General features: G+C 34.1%; 16 protein-coding genes. 11 read left to right on the forward strand and 5 right to left on the reverse strand.

Features of this window, described 5'->3' with window-relative positions:
• Window positions 1-1,881: BspA family leucine-rich repeat surface protein (locus LXH21_RS00005; protein WP_239861753.1), on the reverse strand; the 1,881-nt coding region annotated here is incomplete at its 3' end.
• 569 nt (window positions 1,882-2,450) lie between these two features.
• Window positions 2,451-3,911, reverse strand: a complete 1,461-nt coding sequence (locus LXH21_RS00010; RefSeq protein WP_239861754.1) for a PI-PLC domain-containing protein — start codon at window positions 3,909-3,911, stop codon at window positions 2,451-2,453.
• Window positions 3,912-4,671: 760 nt separating this feature from the next.
• Here LXH21_RS00010 and LXH21_RS00015 point away from each other — a divergent pair.
• From LXH21_RS00015 to LXH21_RS00035, 5 genes are all read left to right on the forward strand, one after another.
• A complete protein-coding gene (locus LXH21_RS00015) occupies window positions 4,672-6,402 on the forward strand; it encodes a tetratricopeptide repeat protein (protein WP_239861755.1) in 1,731 nt (576 codons plus the stop codon).
• Window positions 6,403-6,478: 76 nt separating this feature from the next.
• Window positions 6,479-7,450, forward strand: a complete 972-nt coding sequence (locus LXH21_RS00020) for a bile acid:sodium symporter family protein (protein ID WP_239861756.1) — start codon at window positions 6,479-6,481, stop codon at window positions 7,448-7,450.
• 206 nt (window positions 7,451-7,656) lie between these two features.
• Window positions 7,657-8,220 (forward strand): TetR/AcrR family transcriptional regulator, encoded by a 564-nt coding sequence (locus LXH21_RS00025; RefSeq protein WP_239861757.1) that lies wholly within the window; start codon window positions 7,657-7,659, stop codon window positions 8,218-8,220.
• A 62-nt stretch (window positions 8,221-8,282) separates the two neighbouring features.
• Window positions 8,283-9,029 (forward strand): SDR family NAD(P)-dependent oxidoreductase, encoded by a 747-nt coding sequence (locus LXH21_RS00030; protein WP_239861758.1) that lies wholly within the window; start codon window positions 8,283-8,285, stop codon window positions 9,027-9,029.
• 94 nt (window positions 9,030-9,123) lie between these two features.
• Window positions 9,124-10,125, forward strand: a complete 1,002-nt coding sequence (locus LXH21_RS00035; protein WP_239861759.1) for an alpha/beta fold hydrolase — start codon at window positions 9,124-9,126, stop codon at window positions 10,123-10,125.
• Between the two features lie 182 nt (window positions 10,126-10,307).
• On the opposite strand, the gene LXH21_RS00040 is transcribed toward LXH21_RS00035, so the two are convergent.
• Window positions 10,308-11,000 (reverse strand): SIMPL domain-containing protein, encoded by a 693-nt coding sequence (locus LXH21_RS00040; RefSeq protein WP_239861760.1) that lies wholly within the window; start codon window positions 10,998-11,000, stop codon window positions 10,308-10,310.
• A gap of 52 nt (window positions 11,001-11,052) precedes the next feature.
• Window positions 11,053-11,691 (reverse strand): rhomboid family intramembrane serine protease, encoded by a 639-nt coding sequence (locus LXH21_RS00045; protein WP_239861761.1) that lies wholly within the window; start codon window positions 11,689-11,691, stop codon window positions 11,053-11,055.
• Window positions 11,692-11,801: 110 nt separating this feature from the next.
• On the opposite strand from LXH21_RS00045, the gene LXH21_RS00050 reads away from it, so the two are divergent.
• Complete coding sequence (locus LXH21_RS00050; protein WP_239861762.1) at window positions 11,802-12,683, forward strand: lysophospholipid acyltransferase family protein; 882 nt, start codon at window positions 11,802-11,804, stop codon at window positions 12,681-12,683.
• A 71-nt stretch (window positions 12,684-12,754) separates the two neighbouring features.
• On the opposite strand, the gene glmM is transcribed toward LXH21_RS00050, so the two are convergent.
• Entirely contained in the window at window positions 12,755-14,143 is a 1,389-nt protein-coding gene (gene glmM, locus LXH21_RS00055) for a phosphoglucosamine mutase (RefSeq protein ID WP_239861763.1), read from the reverse strand.
• Window positions 14,144-14,240: 97 nt separating this feature from the next.
• Between glmM and LXH21_RS00060 the strand changes: the two genes are divergently transcribed.
• From LXH21_RS00060 to uvrA, 5 genes are all read left to right on the forward strand, one after another.
• The gene (locus LXH21_RS00060) at window positions 14,241-14,828 is read left to right on the forward strand and encodes an acyl carrier protein phosphodiesterase (protein ID WP_239861764.1); all 588 of its coding nucleotides are present in this window, start codon (window positions 14,241-14,243) and stop codon (window positions 14,826-14,828) included.
• A gap of 30 nt (window positions 14,829-14,858) precedes the next feature.
• Entirely contained in the window at window positions 14,859-16,547 is a 1,689-nt protein-coding gene (gene ggt, locus LXH21_RS00065) for a gamma-glutamyltransferase (protein ID WP_239861765.1), read from the forward strand.
• A gap of 245 nt (window positions 16,548-16,792) precedes the next feature.
• On the forward strand, window positions 16,793-18,577 hold the full coding sequence (locus LXH21_RS00070) for a chloride channel protein (protein WP_239861766.1): 1,785 nt from the start codon (window positions 16,793-16,795) through the stop codon (window positions 18,575-18,577).
• Between the two features lie 277 nt (window positions 18,578-18,854).
• Window positions 18,855-18,980 (forward strand): hypothetical protein, encoded by a 126-nt coding sequence (locus LXH21_RS17235; protein ID WP_262916159.1) that lies wholly within the window; start codon window positions 18,855-18,857, stop codon window positions 18,978-18,980.
• Between the two features lie 334 nt (window positions 18,981-19,314).
• On the forward strand, window positions 19,315-22,146 hold the full coding sequence (gene uvrA / locus LXH21_RS00075; protein WP_239861767.1) for an excinuclease ABC subunit UvrA: 2,832 nt from the start codon (window positions 19,315-19,317) through the stop codon (window positions 22,144-22,146).
• Window positions 22,147-22,357: the final 211 nt, after the last annotated feature.

Raw genomic sequence — 22,357 nt, forward strand, 5'->3', positions numbered from 1 at the left:
AAAGGTGATTTGAAAAGTGGTTGTCCCTGTGGTTGCGGCTACTGGCGAAGTGGGTAGTGTTGTTACTGTAAAATCGGCAGCGTTGGCACCGCTTATCACTACAAGTGGCGTTCCTGTTAAATTTAGAATGCTACTACCTGTGTTTTCTATGGTAAAAGTTTTTACATTGGTACCAGTAGCAACAGCAACAGCACCAAAATCTGTATTATCAAGACCTCGAGGTATGGAGTCGCCATTAACAATATCGATAGTATTTCCTTTAATATTTATTTCCGAAGCGGTACAAACCCCTAAGGCATCTCCTTTAATTGTCCAGCCTTTTCCTCCATTAGCTATTGTTTTAACTAGATTATCTCGATCTGATTTAGATGCACAATATTTAAGTCCTGCGGCACCTAACGTTCTACCTGTCACTGTTCCCGCATTAAACCCTGTGAGTGTAGCATCATAATTAGCGAGGTCTAAACCTGAATAATCCAGCATATTACCTAGATCTACATTCGTATTGAATTTAGTTCCCCAAACTGCTAAACTTTGATTGAAAGAACTTGCCCTAGTAAACATAGAACCCATATTGGTAACATTCGCTACATTCCAAGAACCAAGATTTTGATTGAAAGCGCTTGCATATGAAAACATAGAATTCATATTGGTAACATTCCCCACATTCCAAGAACCAATATCTTGATTGAAAGCTGTTGCCCCTATAAACATAACGCCCATATTCGTAACCTTACTAACATCCCAGTTACTAATATCTTGATTGAAAGAGGTCGCTCCAGAAAACATGGCAGCCATACTAGTAACCAAACTTAAATCAGGAGTATCAGTGGCAGTACCAATCAAATATTCACATCCCGCGAAAGCCCATTCCATACTTAGCCACTTATTAGTCCCCCATTGGTCAACTCTCCATATTTTACGTCTATCATCTAGATTCGCAAAATAAATTCTTGGGAAATCACCACGAATCGCTACTTGATACGTATCTGCCTTACCGTAAGCATGAGTTGCGTTGCCTGTTACTCCAAATTCATCATAAATACCATCATTTTCCCAGTCAATATCGTAATTATAACCTGTTCCTGTTGTTGGGATGATTATCGAAACTCCGTTTGATGTTCCATAGACAAAGGTTCTCCAAGTGGTTATAAAAGGGCGCCCACCATAACCTTGTATCGCAAATGTATAGGGGTTTTCATCAGTATCATTATTAGCGATAGTTACTGTAGCCGTACGCATTTCATCTGCTGAAGGATTAAAGGTGATTTGAAAAGTAGTTGTTCCGGTGGTTGCTGCGACTGTCGAAGCAGGTAACGCGGTTACCGTAAAATCGGCAGCGTTGGCACCGCTTATCGCTACAAGTGGTGTTCCTGTTAAATTTAGAGCTCCAGCACCTGTGTTTTCTATGGTGAAAGTTTTTACATTGGTACCTGTAGCAACATCAACAGCGCCAAAATCTGTATGATCAATACCTTGAGGTATGAGATCACCGCTAACAATAGCAATATTATTGCCTTTTATATTTATTTCTGGAGCGGCACAAAGTAGTGCATCTCCTACTGTAGGAAATATATGTGTTTTACTTGTAGTTGCTCCCGTGACTTCATAAACTCCATCATCGTCCCAGTCTATTTGGTAATTATAAGCGTAATCGGGACTAGTTGGAATTGTTATACTTTCATTTGGATTAGTAGTTCTGAAAATCATCACAAAAGCAGCTGGATCTGGGGGGAGATCGTTACTATTTGTTGTTTTTGAGGTAGGTACATAAATAATGGTATTGGTCACCAACTTCTTATTTGCAAATAACAGCGCCGGCATACCTATCAGAAAAAGATAGGTTATAAATTTTAATCTAAAGGAGTAAAGTAATTTCATAGGCTTTGAAAAGAAAATGAGTATATATAAAAACAGCTATCATATGTGTTTTTAAACTCTGTAAGTTTTGGGGATATAACTATAAGACTATAAAATTACTTTGAATTTTTTCTTAATTGAGAATTAAAAGGGGGACAAATTAGGGACATTTACAGACTTATACACAACATAATCAATAGATTAAAATTGTACACACCTATTTAATAACGAGCCAAGGTGTTCAAATAAATATTCTTACTGTTATGTACCTTTTTACAAACAGCTTCAAGTCGACTTTTTTCTATTTCTAACTTGTACAATGCAAAGTCAACTATTAAGTTTTTATTTCGCCCCAACTCTTGCTATTTGTTGCTGTGTGAAGTGTAGCCATTTTCATTTCTAGATGCATGCTGTATTATCAACTTCCATCTATTTTAAATATGAAAAATAGACGATTTAAAAGTGAAAATATCTGAAAGACGCACATTTAATATGCACCAAGCTCTCAGACTTTACTAGTAGTTCGCCTATTTTTTCATATAAAAGTAGCAATCATTACTTTTCATTTATACAAATGAGGGTATGAGGTATTAGTCAAAATTATACATGATAATACTTTGCGCTGTAGCACTTTCTAAGTAATCAATGTAAACTATATTAGGTTTGCTAGATTTTTTGGTCACAATTTCGTTGTGTAATACATTTGGGAGATTGTTGTTTGCTTCAGTCGCCAATCCCCTAATTGTCAAAAGAGGATTTCCAGTTGTAAGTGTCCAGGATAATAAAAAAAGAAAACCTTTCCCCAACCCACCATTCTCTTTCCATTTAATCAACTGGTCTTTACACATTTCGTTGTAATTGCTAGTATCGCTGTATTTGTCATATACTGTTAAATTAGGTAACGCAGAGTCACCATCATTATACCTAAACCTACCGGTTGAACTTTTAATATGTTCTTTATAGTCGAAAACTAAAATCATCTTACCTCTTAGAACTCCTAAAGGAGCTTTAGCTAGATTAATTTCATCCGGTTTTACGTCAGCTTGATTAATTTTTTCGTCGACTCGTTCATAAATGGAATCCTTATATTTCTCCAACAGTCTATCAATTTTTTGTTTGGTGTTTGCAGGTTCATGACCACATAAACTTCTAATATGAGAAAACTTCAAAATCACAGTTTCATTAGAGTACACTTTCAAAAAATCTCTGGTTTGATCAAGAATGGACACTAAATTTTGTCCATTTGCTCCAAATCCAATTAAGTTAAATTTATCTGCACGATGATAGGTAACCAGCTCGTCGTAATCATAATCAACACGAATATCAAAGTATCTTGAACCGTTTTCAAGTTGTTGCTTAATTGGACCGCTTTGGGTTTGCGTAAGACCACCTACTACGTCTTTGGCGGGCAGACAATGATGCAATTCAGACATACCAGCATCATGACTTCCTGGCATCATAATTTGATCCAGTCGGGTCGCATCATTTAATTTACTCATCCATCTTGCCGTATCCACAAATTTTAGTGAGGTAATATCTATTGAATTCACATCATTATCACCTCTTAGAAAATTAAAATAAACCAGCTCCCCGTTCGAGTTTAAACCTTCCCCTTTCACAGTGTTATTTTGACAATGATTGCAGGTTCTACCACCAAACCACCAATTATTACTAGCACCGCTGTGCCCTTGTGCAATTGAGATATTTGAAAAAGTAACTGATTTTGTCCTTCCGGCGAGCTTGGCGCCTGTAAGTGTCAATTTAAGAGTGCCTAAAAAAGCAAAGTTCAATTCTCCAGCCTGATGATTAAATGTGTTTTTTGAGCTGGAAATAGAATTATTAAACCATTTCGCAACTTTTTCAGAACCTTTACGTCCTATGCTAAAGGACATTTTACCATCGCTGCCAAAAGCAACTTTTAGCCCATTATGAATATGTTTATCTGGGTCTTGTCCATCAGTAACAGAAAAACTGTCTATTGTATAGGAACCGCTAATTAATGAATATCCCTTACATAAGGAAAAGTAAACATCATTGTCTCTGTAAGTCATAATTTTTAAAGTTTTATAATTATTATTAATGATTGCTAATTTTTTTAGACTTAAATAGGATTACGAATCCACAAATGCCTCCTTTTCGGCTTAGTGATAATTTGGCGTGAAAAGATTTTGTAAATAATCTGCAACTGTTCTTTTTTTATGATTTAACAGTACTTATATCAAATAATTTGTTATTTCTAGTTGCAAATACTGCATAGGAATGATAAAGTATAAATTGCGGACAAAAGGAGTTGTGTAATTTCATAGGTTTTGGAAAAAGAGAGTTAAATCTAAAATGAACGTAATATGTATTTTAATCTCTATACTGCTTGGGGCATAATAATGAGAGTATAAAAGTACTCTGCTATTTTTCTTAATCGAAAATTAGAGAGGGGACAAATTAGGGACAACTCCAGAGATAAGCACATATAAATCAACACTTAGTAGCTTTAATTACAAGCGTGATTATTATATATTGTTACTAAAATCTAATGCCGATACTTGATAGTAAAATATTGTAAAAGAAAAAAGATCTTAATATCCCCATGTTTGAGATGTTGATAAAATCATAAAAGAAGTTACATCAAGTTCTTTATTGTTTAAAATTTAAAGGTAGCAGCTCACTATTTTGCGATAAAAAAACGCGGGTAAATAAGCAATAATTTTTATCAGTCATGAGCTTTTAGTCAGTGATATCAGCTTTTTATGTAAGTTGCAGGAGTTTTTTACTTACTTTTGAATGTCCCTTTTAAAAACCTACAAAAATATAAGAATGCTTTTGAGAAAAATGTTTGTTGTGTTTTTAGCCTTATTTGTTTTACCGTTAAAATCACAAAGCTTTACCATAAAAATTTCTTCTTCAGAGAATACTGTCCAAAATATTGAAAAAATTCTTTGTCAAGAACATCCATTTGGATCTGATACTTTGGCGTTAAAACATTATTTGAAGCCTTTATCTATTTCAAAAAATTATACAGCTATATATGATGGTTTGCTTGCTAATGGTTATGCTGATTTTTACAGTGAATTAAATACAAAAAGTTACACTCATTATAAGCAGTCAATAAAAACTGCAGTTTCCTTAAAACAGCCGTCTATGGAAATATGGACGAAGCTTAACTATGTAAATTATCTTTACTGTTACCGAGATTATCTTAACATGGCACCGATGTTATTACAAGTAATTGGACAAATTGAAAAAATTCCTGCAGACGAATTATATTTAGCAGGCGAATCTTTTAAAAAAATTGGATGGATTTTACAAACTTTGGGCGATTATGACACCTCATTGTATTATTTAACACTTGCCAAAGCACATACCACCAAGAACACTTCAGAATATGCAGCAATTCTAGACGCAATAGGCCTAAATTATTACTATGCTGAAAATTTAAGTAAAGCAGCAAAGTACTTTCAAGAAACAGCCCTAATGGCTCAAAAAATTAAAGATGATATTCGATTTGCGAAAGCGACGGGAAACTTAGCACTGATAAAAAAAGAGAACGGAGATTATAAATCTGCTATTTCGCTTTTGCAGAAAGACATAGCTATTTCTCAAAAAAACAAAAGTGACCAAAACACTATATATGCTTCCATTTTATTAGCAAAGTCATTTATTACTGACAACAATTATCAAGAGGCTGAAATAGTTCTTAAAACTATAGAAGGCATAATACATTCTAAACGCTATTTTGAGAAATCTGAGCTCGATATTATAAAGCTAAAATTGGCCATATTAAAGCATTATAATAAAACCGAAAATGAATTACTTTTAAGAAGAAGAATGTTAGATCTCGAAGATTCTGTCAATAACAAAGATGGTGATATAGCCATTATTAAAGCGAATTGGGTAATTCAGAAAAACAAATTTCAGAAAAATTTAATACAATCTGACCAGAAAATTGAAGAGGCATCAACAATGAAGAATTTATATGCTTTTCTTATTATCTTGATTTTAGTATTTTCCATTATTGTTTTTTTTCTATATCGAAAAAAGCAAAAAACCAAACTTTTAACATATGAAAAAAGAGCTCAGGATTTTGCATCTCAAAAATTGCAAACAGAGCAAAAATTACATGAGACATACGAAACTTTGAATGACCAACTTATTAATTTGAAGGAAAAAAATGTTCAAATTAATAAGTTAAATGTCGAAATGGTAAACAGACAGAAGTCGCCGTCCTATTATCTCGAAAGAAGCAAAGGAAATATAGAAACACTATTGCAATCGCATTTAATGACGGATGAGAAGTGGATAAATTTTAAAAAAGAATTTCAAAAAGAATATCCGGAATTCTACCAATTCATACATATAAATTATCCTGAAATTACAGATTCTAACAAGAGGATATTATTACTCCACAAACTTGATTTCAATAACAATGAGATTGCAGAACTACTTGGTGTTACTCCAGACGCCGTAAAAAAATCAAAACAACGCCTTAAGAAAAAGCTCGGTGATAAGTTTGACATCCTCTTTGATAATTCAAAATTTCCCGATTGATATTTCCTTTTAGTTGTATTAATTTAGAACTAGGTGAATCACAAAAAATATTATTTAGCATACAAAATATAGAAAAATGAAGTTTAAAATTGATAAGTTCATAATCGCAATAATTACAATCGTGCTCGTAGCCTATTTATTTCCTAGTTTCGGAAGCAAATCGAGCCCATTCAATTTGGATTTAATTGCAAGTCTTGGAATCTCACTAATATTCTTTTTTTACGGGTTAAAACTAAGTCCCGAAAAAATTAAAGCTGGATTAAAAAACTGGAAGCTTCATCTGTTGGTGCAAGTTTCTACATTTTTAGTATTTCCGTTAATTGTGCTACTCTTTTTACCATTTATACAAACAGAGCATAATAAAACTATTTGGTTGGCTTTTTTCTTCCTAGCGTCATTACCTTCTACTGTTTCTTCTTCTGTAGTAATGGTATCTATTGCTAAAGGAAATATTCCTGCGGCAATTTTTAACGCTAGTATCTCGGGATTAATCGGAATTGCGGTTACACCATTGTGGATGGGAATGTTTTTAAATAACTCCAATTCAAATTTTGATCTAGGTACAATATACATCAAGTTGCTAACGGAGGTGCTACTTCCGGTCATACTAGGACTTTTTCTACACCGCTACTTAGGCAAATTAGCTAGTAAATACGGTAGTTATCTATCGACATTTGATAAATCGGTTATCTTACTAATCATTTATAAAAGCTTCGCCACATCCTTTGATGAAAATGTATTTAACTCATTAGAAGCTTCCAATCTTGTAGTGATAATTATATGTGTTATAATTTTGTTTTACCTTGTTTATTTCGTTACTGGGATTATAAGTACTAAACTTGGTTTTAATCGAGAAGATAGAATAACTGCACAATTTTGTGGAACCAAAAAATCACTAGTTCACGGAACTATATTCTCTAAAATTTTATTCCAAAATGCAGCCACTATGGGAATCGTTTTATTACCGATAATGATTTTTCATGGTTTTCAAATTTTTATAATTAGTATCATTGCCAATAAATTAGCTAATCCTGTGAAACCATTATAAATTACATCCGGTGATTATAAATATATCTTGATTAGAATGCAGTTATTTGATAGTTTCAAAAATACACAACACTTTTAATGAGCTAACTTAATACTCAATCTACATAGTTTGCTAACTATTTTTGAGTAAATTAATTATAAAATATATAAATACAAAAAAAACAGACAGACTTGTCTGTTTTTAAATAATTTTCATATATTTGCACTATGAAACATAATGACGTAAGAGAAAGAATTATAGAAACAGCCTCCTTTTTATTTTATAAAAATGGCTATAACTCTACGGGTATCAATCAGATTATTGCAGAAGCAGGAATTGCCAAAGCGACATTATACAGTCATTTTAAATCGAAAGAAGAAATATGTCTTTCGTATCTTCAATTTAAGAACATTAGTTTTTTACAAGACTTTAAACGTTTTACTACCTCAAAACCAAAAGGGAAAGAACAATTGCTAGCTATCTTCGATTTCTTACAATTGTTTTATCAAGACAAAGATTTTAACGGGTGCTGGTGTATCAAAACGGTATCTGAAATTCCGAAAGAGAACGAACTTATCAGAAATGAAATTCAATCGCAGAAAAATGATTTTATTACAGTTATTGAAGAATTAATTAGTAATAACCTAGAAAGTGTCAAAAATGAACAAGTAAAATCTCTAGCCAGACAAATTTATTTGCTTTATGAAAGTGCTGTAGGCGAAAGCCACTTGCATCAACAGGACTGGCCTATTGTTGAGTCTAAAAACTTGTGTGAAAAAATAATCAGTTAAAAAAATTTAGCAATAAATAGACAGACTTGTCTGTCTTAAATTAATAATTAAATATAAATACAATGAAAGAATTTGAAAACAAAGTAGCTTTGGTAATTGGTGGAACAAGCGGAATTGGACAAGCTACTGCAATGGCATTATTACAAGGAGGCGCGACAGTGCATGTTGTAGGTCGCAATACAGCTAAAATAGTCGATGCACCCAACCTAATCAAGCACACTGCAAACATTTCAGACACTACTGATGTTAGTGCTTTAATAGCTAAAATTGAAGCCTTAGAAAATTTGGATTATTTAGTAAATGCTTCTGGAATTTTTGGACCTAAACCATTTTTAGATCATACAATGGAAGATTATAATTCGTATATGGATTTAAACAGAGGTTTCTTTTTTATTACGCAAAGTGTTGCTAAGAAAATGAAAGAAACTCAAGGTGGGTCTATTGTAAATGTTGGTTCAATGTGGGCCAAACAAGCAATCAAAGCAACACCTTCATCAGCTTATTCGATGCAGAAAGCAGGATTACATTCGTTAACACAACATTTGGCTATGGAGTTGGCGGCAGATAACATTCGTGTAAATGCGGTATCTCCTGCCCTAGTCAATACGCCTGTTTATCATGGCGTTTTTGGAGGAAAAGAAGAAGCAGACAAAGCCTTGGTTGGATTTAACGACTTTCATCCTATTGGACGTTTTGGAGTACCTGAGGATATCGCTAATAGTATTTTGTTTTTACTATCTGATAAAGCTTCATGGGTAACCGGTGCTGTTTGGGATACCGATGGCGGAGTGCTTGCCGGTAGAAATTAAAACTATTATAATTAGCCATAACCAGAGTACAGTCGGTTATGGCTTTTTTTATTCGAAAACAAATCTCTTATCTATTTTAATCAACACTCTTATTTTGAACAAAAAAAACACTGTAAAATCTAAAATAAAAATATTTCTCAGCCTCTCTTTATTATTGTCTTTAGTGGCTTGTAATGGTGTTAAGCTCTCAGATAATATTGAAGGTAAAAAATCCTATTTTTTACCGCCACCTACTACTTATAACTACGCAACAGTAGATAGTCTAAAATTATTTTATAGAGAAGCTGGTGATAAAACCAAACCGACTATTGTATTGTTACATGGTTATCCTTCCTCTTCTCATTCGTATCGCAATTTGATTCCGATGTTGGCCACACATTATCATGTGATAGCGCCCGACAATGTGGGCTCGGGTTACAGCAGTCATTTAGATCCCGAGGTTACAAAATACACTTTTGATTTATTAGCCGATTATAATGAAAAGTTACTCAGCACCTTACAAATTGGTTCATACATTATGTACATGCAAGATTTTGGCGCTCCCGTAGGATACCGCATGATGGCGAAGAACCCTAAGCGTGTAAGCGCCCTAATTGTACAAAATGCCAATGCCTATTTGGATGGTCTTACACCAAATCGCGTTGAATTTTTTAAAACAGCACAAACAGATACAACACAAATAAAACATGACTTTCTTTATAGCTTAACTAGTGAAAATGCGATAATAAGAAAGCAATATTTAGCCGACTTAGATAGTATCAATATACAAAGTCCAGATGCTTGGATTCATGATTTGGCTTTTCTTTCGACTAAAAAAGATAGGGAAATTCAAGTACAGCTCTTTCAAGATTACAACACCAATTTAAATAACTACCCACAATGGCAAGAGATGCTGAACATAAATCAACCAAAAACGTTGATTGTTTGGGGTAAAAAAGATTTAAAGTTTAATTACAAAGGAGCTCAAGCTTATTTAAGAGATTTACCAAACGCAGAACTACATTTACTTGAAGCGGGACACTTTGCTGCAGAAGAGAAAACAAGTGAAATTGCATTGTATATCTTAAATTTTTTAGATAAAGATGGCATCAATTAAAACAAAGATAACAATGATGATCGTTTATGATAGTATTTTATAATTTTAACTTTCGAAAAAAAAATCACTTCTTTAGCTAACTAAGACGTAGAATTTCTAGAACAAAAAAAAGTAGTGAATCTACATTCACTACTTTTTTATTGTCGTTTTATAATTTATTGTAATCTTTGACCAACTAAGATTTAATTCAGTAAAAAGCTAACATTTACATTAGCAGTAATTTCGATTTCACCAGCAGCCAAAGTTTCTCGTGGAGCAGATTCACTATCACTCATCGCTGCAGTCTTAATTCGCATGTACAAAGGTTGTGGTGTATACCCTTGAGAATTATCTGTAATCGTAATAGCACGACCTACTTTTTGTCCCACAACAGAAACATAATCTTCCGCTTTTAACTTGGCTTCCTGAATAGCCAATTTTCTCGCTTCTGACTCATATTGTGCCATTTTTGATGATTGAAAACTAACATTATCAATTCTGTTAATTCCCTTTTCGACCAAGCCTTCCATTAGCTCATCATACTTTGACAAATCTCTTAGAATTATTTCTATCGTCTGAGTCGCATTGTAATTATGTTTTTTCTTAGCATAATCGTACTGAGGATTTAGCGCTACACGTTGCGTTTTAAAATCAGCAGCACTTAGATTCATTTTTTTTATTAATTTAAGTACAGCCTCAACTTGTATATCATTTTGTTTTTTTACTTCTTTAGCTTCAGTTCCTTTTGTTTCAACTGTCGCGATAATTAAGGCCTGATCTGGAGCTACTTTTACTTTGCCTTCTCCTGAGACACTTATTTGAGGTACTTGCTTTATCTCTTGTGCATTTAATACAGAAAGGAACAATACGGATAAAACTATCAATGATTTTTTCATACTATTATTATTTATTAATTATTCAAGTGAACGTTTTCAAAATTTGTGCCAATTATAATTTCCCCATTTTTGCCATAACAAAAAGTATCACCAAGGGAATGGTCAACAATACAACCATAAGTAAGTGATCTACCAGAAGATTTGGGTTAATTAATAAAGTGATTAAATACCCTCCAATGGCTCCACCAAAATGCGCTGTATGACCGATATTATCATTTTTGGCTCTCATACCATAAATAGAATACAACAAATATAAAATTCCAAAAATATAAGCTGGTATAGGAACTATAAAGAAAAGCCCCAACATCATATCGGGTCTTAGCAATATTGCCGAATATAAAATACCTGTAACTGCACCAGATGCTCCTATTGCACTATAGTTGTAATCGTTCTTATGAAAATAAACAGTCAGCAAACCCCCAACTATTAAACTAGCAAAATAAACCATCAAAAATGACATTGCACCCAAATAACCGATTACTACTGGAGCAAAAAAGTATAACGTAAGCATGTTAAAAGCCAAATGGCTAATATCTGCATGTAAAAAAGCCGAAGACACAATTCTTATTTGTTCACCTGATAAAAATCGCCCCATATGAAACTGGTATTTACCAAAAAAAACAGGATCGTTAAAACCCTTAAAACTCATCAAAACATTTGCAAGAATTATCGCAATCAAAAAAGTATTCATAAAAAGTATTTTTGTGATTTGTAAATGTAGTAAAACTTTAACAGAGGAGCGAATCGTACAAAGTTTATAAACTATTCATTTTTGCGTATCTTTGCTTAAAAAAATACCGCATGCAATTTTTGGTTTATATCATCGCCTATCCCTTTCTATGGTTCATTTCTATTCTCCCCTTTCGAGTTTTATATTTGCTGTCAGACTGTGTATACCTAATCATTTATTACCTCATTGGCTACCGCAAAAAGACGGTAAGAGATAATTTAGCTTTAACACTTCCGCATCTGTCAACAGAAGAACGCCTTTCGATAGAAAAGAAATCGTATCGCCATTTGTGTGATATGTTTCTTGAGATGGTAAAAACTATGACTATGTCTCCAAAAGAGATGAGAAAAAGATTTGTTGTTACTAATATTGAGATCTTTAGAGAATATGAAAAGGAGAATAAGAGTATGGTGCTACTAGCCTCTCATTATGCGAGTTGGGAATGGCTGTTAACAATAAATGATCAAACTTCTCTTAAAGGTATTGGTGTCTACAAGCAAGTAAATAATAAATACTTTGATCGTCTGGTTCGAAATATAAGATCAAAATATGGAACAGAATTGGTCGTTACAAGAGAAACAATTCCTTACATCATCAAAAATCAAAAAGAAAATATCGCCTGCGTATACGGATTAGCAAGTGATCAGCGTCCGCAATTAAGTAAAACATTTCACTGGAATCCTTTTATGGGAGTTACTGTTCCCGTACACACAGGTGCTGAGTCGATTGCTAAAAAATACAATTTAGGAGTAGAATTTATCAGAGTAAGAAAAGTTAAAAGAGGCTATTACGAAGCTACTTTTATCCCCATTGCAAAATCCCCTAGAGAAACAGAAGAGTATCAAATTACCAATGATTTTTTACTTGAGGTAGAAAAACAAATAATCGAAGCACCAGAATTATATTTTTGGACACACAAACGTTGGAAGCATATAAGACCAGTCGTTGATTAAATTGATGAAAAATAAAAAAAGCCCTTTCAAAAAAAATTATTTGAAAGGGCTTTTTTGTACTGTTAAAGAAATTAAATTCCGGCAACCAATTTTATTTCGTCAATAATTCTCAAAGCTAATGTATCTGCCTTTGCTTGCGAAGATGCTTCAGTATAAATACGTATGATTGGTTCTGTATTTGATTTTCTTAAATGCACCCATTCTTCTGCAAAATCAATTTTCACACCATCTATTGTAGTAATCTCTTCGTCTTTATACTTGGCTGTCATAGCTACTAATATAGCATCAACATCAATTTGAGGTGTTAATTCAATCTTGTTCTTACTCATGTAATATTCTGGATACGAAGCACGCAATGCAGAAACAGTCATTTTCTTATTTGCCAAATGAGTTAAGAATAAAGCTATACCTACCATACTATCTCTACCATAGTGAGATTCTGGATAGATAATACCACCGTTTCCTTCACCACCAATAATGGCATTATTTTTTTTCATTAGGTCAACCACATTTACCTCTCCTACTGCACTTGCTTCATAGTTTCCGTTGTGTAGATTTGTTACATCTCTTAGCGCACGCGAAGAAGACATATTAGATACCGTATTTCCTGGTGTTTTACTTAAAACATAATCAGCGCAAGCTACCAATGTATATTCTTCTCCAAACATTTCTCCATCTTCAGAGATAAAAGCCAAACGATCTACATCTGGATCAACGACAATACCAAGATCTGCTTTTTCTTTCACGACCAAATCGCAGATATCACCCAAATGTTCTTTTAAAGGTTCTGGATTATGAGGAAATTCACCTGTAGGATCACAATATAGTTTAACAACTTCAACCCCCATTAAATCTAGCAGTTTTGGGACTATAATTCCACCTGATGAATTTACTCCATCGACAACTACTTTAAATTTTGCTGCTTTGACTACATCAACATCAACAAGTGATAAATTCAGCACTTCATCGATATGAATATCCATATATGCGTCATTATTGGTAATAGTTCCTAAATTATCCACATCTGAAAAATCAAAAGCCTCATCCTCTGCAATCTGAAGAATTTTTTCTCCTTCAATTCCGTTTAAAAACTCCCCTTTTTCATTTAATAATTTCAAAGCATTCCACTGCTTTGGATTATGTGAAGCCGTAAGAATGATTCCACCATCTGCCTTTTCAAGCGGTACAGCAATTTCTACAGTAGGCGTTGTAGACAATCCCAAATCAACAACATCGATTCCTAATCCTATCAAAGTATTTACCACCAAATTATGAATCATTGGTCCAGAAATACGCGCGTCACGACCAACTACTACAGTTAATTTGTCTTTACCAGAATAGTTCTTTAACCACGTACCATAAGCAGATGCAAATTTCACAGCATCTACAGGCGTTAAATTATCTCCTACATTTCCTCCAATAGTACCACGAATTCCTGAAATCGATTTTATTAATGTCATTCCTATATTTTTAAAATATTGATTATTTCTTATTTTTTGTACAAATATAATAATTGAAGCATTAAAATAAGTGATTTAGAATTCCTAAATTAGTCGAATGAATTTTTTAGCACACATCTACCTCTCCGGAAACAACGACTTTATCAAAATTGGAAACTTTATGGCTGATGGCATTAGAGGAAAACAATTTGAAAGCTATCCTAGCGACATTCAAAAAGGTATCATATTACACAGAGCAATTGATACTTTTACAGATGCGAATATTATTTTTCGAAAAAGCACTAAAAAACTTCACGAGCGTTACCATCATTATGCTGGAGTTATCGTCGATGTTTTGTACGACCACTTTCTAGCAAAAAATTGGGAGAAATATAGTGATGAGAATTTAGCAGAGTTCATCGATAATTTCTATAAATCATTAGAACAAAACAGAGAAGTTTTATCTGAAAGAACTTTGAATCTAATGCCTTATATGATAAAACAAAACTGGTTACTTAGTTACCAGACAATAGATGGTATTAAAGAAATATTGAGACAGATGGATTCTAGAACAAAGAATAAATCTCAAATGCGCTTTTCAACAGAAGAACTTGAGGAATTTTATAGTGAATTTGAAGAGGAATTTACTTTATTTTTTGAAGAATTAAGAGTACATGTAAACCAACAATTAGCGTTACAACAATAAATGGATTAAAAACTACTACATCAAATTCACATGGTAAAAAAAATACTACTTCTACTTTCAGTAACTATTTTAAGCTGTAAACTCACAAAAGATATTGTTATACCAACAGGAGCTGTTCATGATCATGCTATGGTAGTCTCGGCTCGAGAAGAAGCATCAGAAATCGGTGCATCAATACTCAAGCAGGGTGGTAATGCATTTGACGCGATGGTTGCAACAGAATTAGCTTTGGCTGTCTCCTATCCTCAGGCAGGAAATATTGGCGGAGGTGGTTTTATGGTTTATAGAAAGGCAAATGGAGAGACAGGTGCTTTAGATTACCGCGAAAAAGCTCCATTGGCAGCCACGAGAGATATGTTTCTAGATCATGACGGAAATGTTATCAAAGGTAAGAGTACTGCATCTGCATTTGCATCTGGAGTACCTGGTACCCTAGCGGGTTTATTTGCCGTACACAATAAATATGGAACCTTGCCTCTTAAGCAAATTATGGCTCCGGTAATTGCACTTGCAAGAAGAGGAATTGTTATATCGCAAAATCAGGCAGAAAGTTTAGCAGCATACAGGGCTACATTTATAAAAGTAAATGGTCAAAATAGTTTGTTTTCGCAGGACTATAAAGTTGGTGACACCATCAAACATGTAGCATTAGCCAACACTTTTCAAAGAATAGCAGATAATGGTCGAGATGAATTTTACAAAGGTCAAACGGCAGAAAAGTTAATCGCTTTTCTAAGTGCCAAAGGGGGTCTTATGACAATCAAAGATCTAAATAGTTACGAAGCAAAATGGCGCTCACCAATTACTTTTAATTATAAAAATTTAAAAATCACATCTATGTCACCGCCAAGTAGTGGAGGAATATGCCTATCTCAAATTATGAAAATGATAGAACCTTATGATCTGGCAGAAATGGGACATAATAGTGTCGAAACTATTCAACTGATTACAGAAGCCGAAAGAAGAGCTTATGCCGATAGAAATTCTTATCTTGGTGATCCCGATTTTGTAAAAATTCCTGTAAAAGAATTGATGGACTCCCTTTATATTAAGAATAGAATGAGTGATTTTACATTTGAGAGAGCTTCTAAATCTTCTGATATTTCTAAAGGAAAAATAGCTGGTTACGAAAGCACAGAGACCACACACTACTCAATAGTTGACCCTCAAGGTAATGCCGTTTCGGTTACGACAACATTAAATGATAATTATGGCTCTAAAATATATTGTGATGAATTGGGCTTTTTTCTAAACAATCAGATGGATGATTTTAGTGCGAAACCTGGAGTGCCAAATTTATATGGACTTACAGGAACAGAAGCAAATAGTATTGATCCTCAAAAGAGAATGCTGAGTTCTATGACGCCAACAATAGTAGATAAAGACAATAAACTATTTATGGTAGTGGGTACACCTGGAGGTTCTACAATTATCACATCTGTTTTGCAAACAATTTTAAATGTATATGAATTTAATATGAGTATGCAAGAAGCTGTGGATGCACCGCGTTTTCACCACCAATGGTTACCAGACGAAATTAACTTTGAGCCAAATTCATTTGATAAGAAAACATTAGACACAATTAGCCACAAAGGTTACAAAGTCAATGAGAAAAGTAAAGAAATTATTGGGCAAGTAAATGCTATTTTAGTTTTACCCAATAAAAAACTCGAAGCAGGTGCAGATAAAAGGAGAGATAATGCTGCTAGTGGTTTTTAAAAAAAGTATGATTTAATTGATAATACACTCAATATCAGACATAATTTATTCGAAAGTATAATTTTAGTTTTTCGAAAATGAAGATAATATCAATATCGAAAGTCGCAAATTAAACTAAATATTTACAAAGTAGTAGAGAATTCGTTTTCGTTAATAACTTACCTCCTAAAACTCTAAAAGAAGCCTTCCAAAAGACAAGATTTGCTTAAATTAATAGTACTTTTGCAATCAAAAATAAAATCAAAATGTTGAAAAAATATATTTCTAAATTAGAAAGTATAATTGCTTTATCACAATCAATATTGACTGAGAAACAATTTATTTTCCTTTCGAGTGTATTAGTAGGCATCAGTTCCGCATTTGCAGTAATTGTTTTAAAAACTTTTGCGCATTCCGTTTTTAGATTTGCAACTTATATCAACGGCACGCTAAAATTGAGTTTTATCAATAGTATTTTGCCAATTGCCGGTTTGATTTTGACCGTTTTTGTAATCAACCGATTATTAGGGGGAACAATAGAAAAAGGAACTTCTCAAATTTTATTTTCGGTTGCAAAAAAAGCAAGTATAATTCCGCGCAAACAAATGTACGCTCAAATAGTAACGAGTTCCCTAACTGTTGGTTTGGGTGGTTCGGCAGGTTTAGAGAGCCCAATTGTAGTAACAGGCGCCGCTTTTGGGTCTAATTATGCTCAGAATTATAAATTAAGCTATAAGGATAGAACTTTATTAATAGGTTGTGGTGTAGCAGCAGGAATTGCAGCTGCCTTTAACGCGCCTATTGCAGGAGTACTGTTTGCGATTGAATTCTTACTAGTCGATGTAAGTATTTCGGCCTTCACTCCTATTATGATTGCTGCTGCAACAGGAGCCTTAGTATCTGTAATTACGCTAGATGAAACTATTTTACTTAACGTCAAGCAACAACCAGATTTCAACTACCATAATATTCCGTTTTACGTATTACTCGGAATTATAACTGGTTTTACTTCTATTTATTTTACTCGAAATTTTCAAAAAACAGAACATTTCTTCTCACACCTGAGAATGAATCCCTACAAGAAAGCATTATTAGGAGCTTCCATCTTAGCTGTTTTAATTTTTGTTTTTCCTACACTCTTCGGTGAAGGTTATGAGAGCATACGTTCACTAGCTAATAATGACGCGAAAGACTTGTTAGAGAACACATTGTTTAGTTCTTTTAGAAATAATAATTGGGTCGTATTACTCTTTGTTGCAGCTACAATGATGATAAAAGTTTTTGCTACTTCTATAACATTAGGAGCTGGTGGAAACGGAGGAAATTTTGCACCTTCCCTTTTCGTAGGTTCGTATGTGGGCTATGTATTTTCGAAAGCTATAAATCTTACTGGGCTAACGCATTTACCTATAAGTAATTTTACGATGGTGGGTATGGCAGGAATTCTTAGTGGTTTGTTTCATGCACCGCTTACAGCTATTTTCCTAATTGCTGAGATTACTAGTGGTTATAGTTTAATGCTTCCGCTAATGATTGTTGCTTCTATAAGTTATGCTATTTCAAAACGTTTTGAAAAACACTCAATGGATGTTAAAGAATTAGCAAAAAAAGGACATGCGTTCACCAGTAATAAAGATCATAATGTACTTTCTACCTTAGAAACGAATTCTATCATACAAACAGATTTTCTAACACTTTCTCCAGAGGAAAATTTAGAAAAGTTAGTTGATTTAATTTCGCATTCCAATCAAGTAGTATTTGCTGTAGTTGATAAAGAGGGCCATTTATTAGGAGTAGTTCATTTCAACCAAATACGAGAAATTATTTTTAATCGTTATCGTGTTAAATATACCATGGTCAAAGACATCATGAGCCAACCTCTTGATATTATTTATCCATTTAATAGTATGGAGATTGTAATGGATAAATTTGAAAAAGCTAAAACAACTTTCCTCCCTGTAATCAAGGATCAAAAATATTATGGCTTTATCTCCAAAGCCGAGGCTCTAGAAGCATATCGTACTAAATTAAAATCGATGACAATAGAGTAGTTTTGGGACCTCAGCAGCCCATATCTACATATTTCTTTTTTTAAAAAGCTATCTTCTTCATTAGGCATTTTTAAAAGTTAGAAAGTGAAATCTCGTGCTTATTGTTCGAAAAACATAAATTTTGTCTAACTTAAAATTGTATTTACAATAAGTTCTCAATGATTGATAGCAGAATGTTAGACTTATGGAAAGACTTGGTTTGAGTGTAGACAAAAGTCACTAACACTAAAAATATAATATTCGATTTTTTTTAAACAACAATTTTCATGATTTTACAATGGAAGCAGGTTTTGGCTTTTGGACTGTATTCTCGTTGCTAACCATTTTAGGTTTTGTAATTTTATGGAAACCTATTCTATGGTTTGTTGGTACCTTTAGCGCATTAAGTGCTGGCATGGATTAAAACATCCAATCAAAAGAAAACTAATTTCTCCACCAAAAACGCTAACCACAAATTAGCGTTTTTTTTATGCGCAAAACCTGGACGCAAACAATAAAACTTGTCAAACAAGTACCCTATACATTTGATAAAAACCTTCTAAGGCTGACGTTTTTCCTTTTGAGATCAAAACGTCTCTAACCGTCTCTAGCGGAATAGAATCCATTAGAACCCTTTTAATTTTCTAGTCTAAAAAATGGTTAAAATCGATTATAAACCTGTCATTTTAACATAAACTTCTAAACTGTTGCATGCAAAGAATAAATCAAAAGATTAACTTTGTGTTTTTGCAAAAATTATGCTAGACAACAACAATACTATTGAAGTAATAGGGGCTCGTGTACACAACCTCAAAAATATAGATATTTCCATTCCTCGTGAAAAGCTTGTAGTTATTACAGGACTTTCAGGTTCGGGAAAATCATCACTCGCTTTTGACACTATTTATGCCGAAGGACAACGTCGTTATGTAGAAACTTTTTCTGCATATGCACGTCAGTTTCTAGGTGGACTGGAGCGCCCCGATGTGGATAAAATTGACGGACTTTCTCCGGTTATCGCTATCGAGCAAAAAACTACCAGCAAGAGTCCTCGCTCTACAGTAGGAACGATTACAGAGATTTATGACTTCTTACGATTGCTTTATGCACGTGCGGCAGATGCTTACAGTTACAATTCAGGTGAGAAGATGGTCAGTTATTCCGATGAACAAATCAAGGAATTAATTATAACTGATTATAATGGCAAGCGCATCAACATTCTAGCCCCAGTGATTAAGGCCAGAAAAGGACATTATGGCGAACTGTTTCAGCAGATTGCTAAGCAAGGTTTTTTAAAAGTACGTGTTAATGGTGACGTACTCGACATTACACCCGGGATGAAATTAGATCGATACAAAACACACGATATCGAAATTGTAGTCGATAGAATGGCTGTAGACACTACAGAAGATACTTCAAAAAGAGTTAGCGAAAGCATCAATACCGCCATGAATCATGGTGAAAATGTATTGATGGTTTTGGATCAAGACAGTCAAGAGGTTCGCTATTTTAGTCGAAATTTAATGTGTCCTACTTCTGGAATATCGTATCAAAATCCAGAGCCCAATTTATTTTCGTTTAACTCCCCAAAAGGTGCTTGTGACCATTGTAAAGGTTTGGGTACTGTTAACGAAATCAACATTAAAAAGATACTTCCCAATCCAAAGTTATCCATCAAAGCAGGTGGATTTTTACCATTAGGCGAATACAAGTCTTCTTGGATTTTTAAGCAATTAGAAATTATTGGAGAGCGTTTTGATTTCAAAATTACCGATCCCATCGACTCTATTTCTGCTGAAGGTATGCAAATGATACTGAATGGAGGAAAAGAAAAATTTAGTGTTCCTTCCAAAGATCTAGGCGTTACGCGTGACTACAAGATCGAGTTTGAAGGAATTGCCCATTTTATCAAAAATCAACACGACGAGAGCGGTTCTACCTCCATCAAGCGTTGGGCAAAGGAATTTATGGACGAAATTGACTGTCCAGTTTGTGAAGGATCGCGATTAAAAAAAGAATCTCAATATTTTAGAGTAAACGAAAAAAACATCACAGAGTTGGTCAACATGGACATCTCTGACTTAACCAATTGGTTTGAAGATTTAGCCTCTCATTTGTCAGAGAAGCAAATGGCAATTGCAGGTGAGGTTTTAAAAGAAATCAAAGACCGCCTACACTTCTTGATGAATGTGGGTCTAGATTATTTAGCGTTAAGTCGCAGTTCTAAATCTCTTTCTGGTGGTGAGGCACAGCGTATTCGCTTGGCAACTCAAATTGGATCGCAACTAGTGGGGGTCTTATATATTTTAGATGAACCGAGTATTGGTTTGCACCAACGCGATAATGAAAAACTAATTCGTTCCCTTGAACAGCTACGAGATATAGGAAATTCTGTTATTGTTGTAGAACACGATAAAGACATGATGGAGCGTGCTGATTATGTAATCGACATTGGTCCTAAAGCAGGAAAATTTGGTGGCGAAATTATAAGCACCGGTTCTTATCAAGAAACATTGGCCTCTCAAACTATTACCGCACAGTATTTGAACGGTAATCTAAAATTTGACATTCCCGCAAAACGCCGTAAAGGAAATGGCAAGTCTCTAAAGTTAACTGGGGCAACAGGTAATAACCTTAAAAATGTTACAATCGATTTGCCTCTTGGTAAATTAATCTGCGTAACAGGTGTATCAGGTAGCGGAAAATCGACTTTAATCAACGAGACCCTCTACCCTATTTTGAATGCCTTTTATTTTAATGGTGTCAAAAAACCGCAATCTTATAAAAAGATTGAAGGTCTTGAACATATTGATAAAGTAATCGCTATTGACCAAAGTCCGATTGGCCGCACACCGCGTTCCAATCCAGCGACGTATACCGAAGTTTTCACCGAGATTCGTAAACTTTTTACCATGACATCCGAAAGTATGATTCGAGGATACAAAGCGGGGCGTTTTAGTTTCAACGTCAAAGGAGGACGCTGTGAAACTTGTCAAGGATCTGGTGTGCGTACTATCGAAATGAATTTTCTACCCGATGTATATGTAGAATGTGAAACCTGCCAAGGCAAGCGTTTTAACCGTGAAACACTTGAAATTAGATACAAAGGAAAATCCATTTCCGATGTGTTGAATATGACCGTAGACGAAGCTGTTCCGTTTTTTGAGAACATACCGAAAATATACCGAAAGGTAAAAACTATTCAGGATGTAGGTTTGGGCTATATCACTCTAGGACAACAAAGTACAACTCTTTCTGGTGGTGAAGCACAACGAATTAAACTTGCGGGTGAGTTGTCCAAAAAAGATACTGGAAATACTTTTTATATTCTTGATGAACCTACCACAGGACTCCATTTTGAAGACATTCGCGTGCTGATGGGTGTGATAAACACGCTAGTAGATAAAGGGAATACCATATTGATCATCGAGCACAATATGGATGTCATTAAACTGGCCGATCATATTATTGATATCGGTCCAGAAGGTGGAAAAGGCGGCGGAACCCTAGTTGCAAAAGGAACTCCAGAAGAAGTTGCTAAAAACAAAAAAAGCTATACTGCTAAATTTTTGAAAAAAGAATTGGAATAAATATCACATCTATTAGTAATTTATCATTAGGGCGTACCCCCTCCTTATAACCGAAACTTTAGGTCGGGGGGCGGGCTGTCCACTGTATCTTTATGGTTTGCTATCGCCACCATAAAGGATGCCGTTCCCATCCCTTACGCACAATCATACTTTAATCATGTAATTTTTTCAGATTAGAATATAAACTTTAATCTAGCAGACGACTTAATTT

Source organism: Flavobacterium algicola (assembly GCF_022399565.1).
Classification (GTDB): Bacteria; Bacteroidota; Bacteroidia; order Flavobacteriales; family Flavobacteriaceae; genus Flavobacterium; species Flavobacterium algicola.

Coding starts and splice junctions, on each gene's coding strand:
- LXH21_RS00010 (WP_239861754.1), bottom strand. CDS start 3,911: ATGACTTACAGAGACAATGATGTTTACTTTTCCTTATGTAAGGGATAT.
- LXH21_RS00015 (WP_239861755.1), top strand. CDS start 4,672: ATGCTTTTGAGAAAAATGTTTGTTGTGTTTTTAGCCTTATTTGTTTTA.
- LXH21_RS00020 (WP_239861756.1), top strand. CDS start 6,479: ATGAAGTTTAAAATTGATAAGTTCATAATCGCAATAATTACAATCGTG.
- LXH21_RS00025 (WP_239861757.1), top strand. CDS start 7,657: ATGAAACATAATGACGTAAGAGAAAGAATTATAGAAACAGCCTCCTTT.
- LXH21_RS00030 (WP_239861758.1), top strand. CDS start 8,283: ATGAAAGAATTTGAAAACAAAGTAGCTTTGGTAATTGGTGGAACAAGC.
- LXH21_RS00040 (WP_239861760.1), bottom strand. CDS start 11,000: ATGAAAAAATCATTGATAGTTTTATCCGTATTGTTCCTTTCTGTATTA.
- LXH21_RS00045 (WP_239861761.1), bottom strand. CDS start 11,691: ATGAATACTTTTTTGATTGCGATAATTCTTGCAAATGTTTTGATGAGT.
- LXH21_RS00050 (WP_239861762.1), top strand. CDS start 11,802: ATGCAATTTTTGGTTTATATCATCGCCTATCCCTTTCTATGGTTCATT.
- glmM (WP_239861763.1), bottom strand. CDS start 14,143: ATGACATTAATAAAATCGATTTCAGGAATTCGTGGTACTATTGGAGGA.
- LXH21_RS00060 (WP_239861764.1), top strand. CDS start 14,241: ATGAATTTTTTAGCACACATCTACCTCTCCGGAAACAACGACTTTATC.
- ggt (WP_239861765.1), top strand. CDS start 14,859: ATGGTAAAAAAAATACTACTTCTACTTTCAGTAACTATTTTAAGCTGT.
- LXH21_RS00070 (WP_239861766.1), top strand. CDS start 16,793: ATGTTGAAAAAATATATTTCTAAATTAGAAAGTATAATTGCTTTATCA.
- LXH21_RS17235 (WP_262916159.1), top strand. CDS start 18,855: ATGGAAGCAGGTTTTGGCTTTTGGACTGTATTCTCGTTGCTAACCATT.
- uvrA (WP_239861767.1), top strand. CDS start 19,315: ATGCTAGACAACAACAATACTATTGAAGTAATAGGGGCTCGTGTACAC.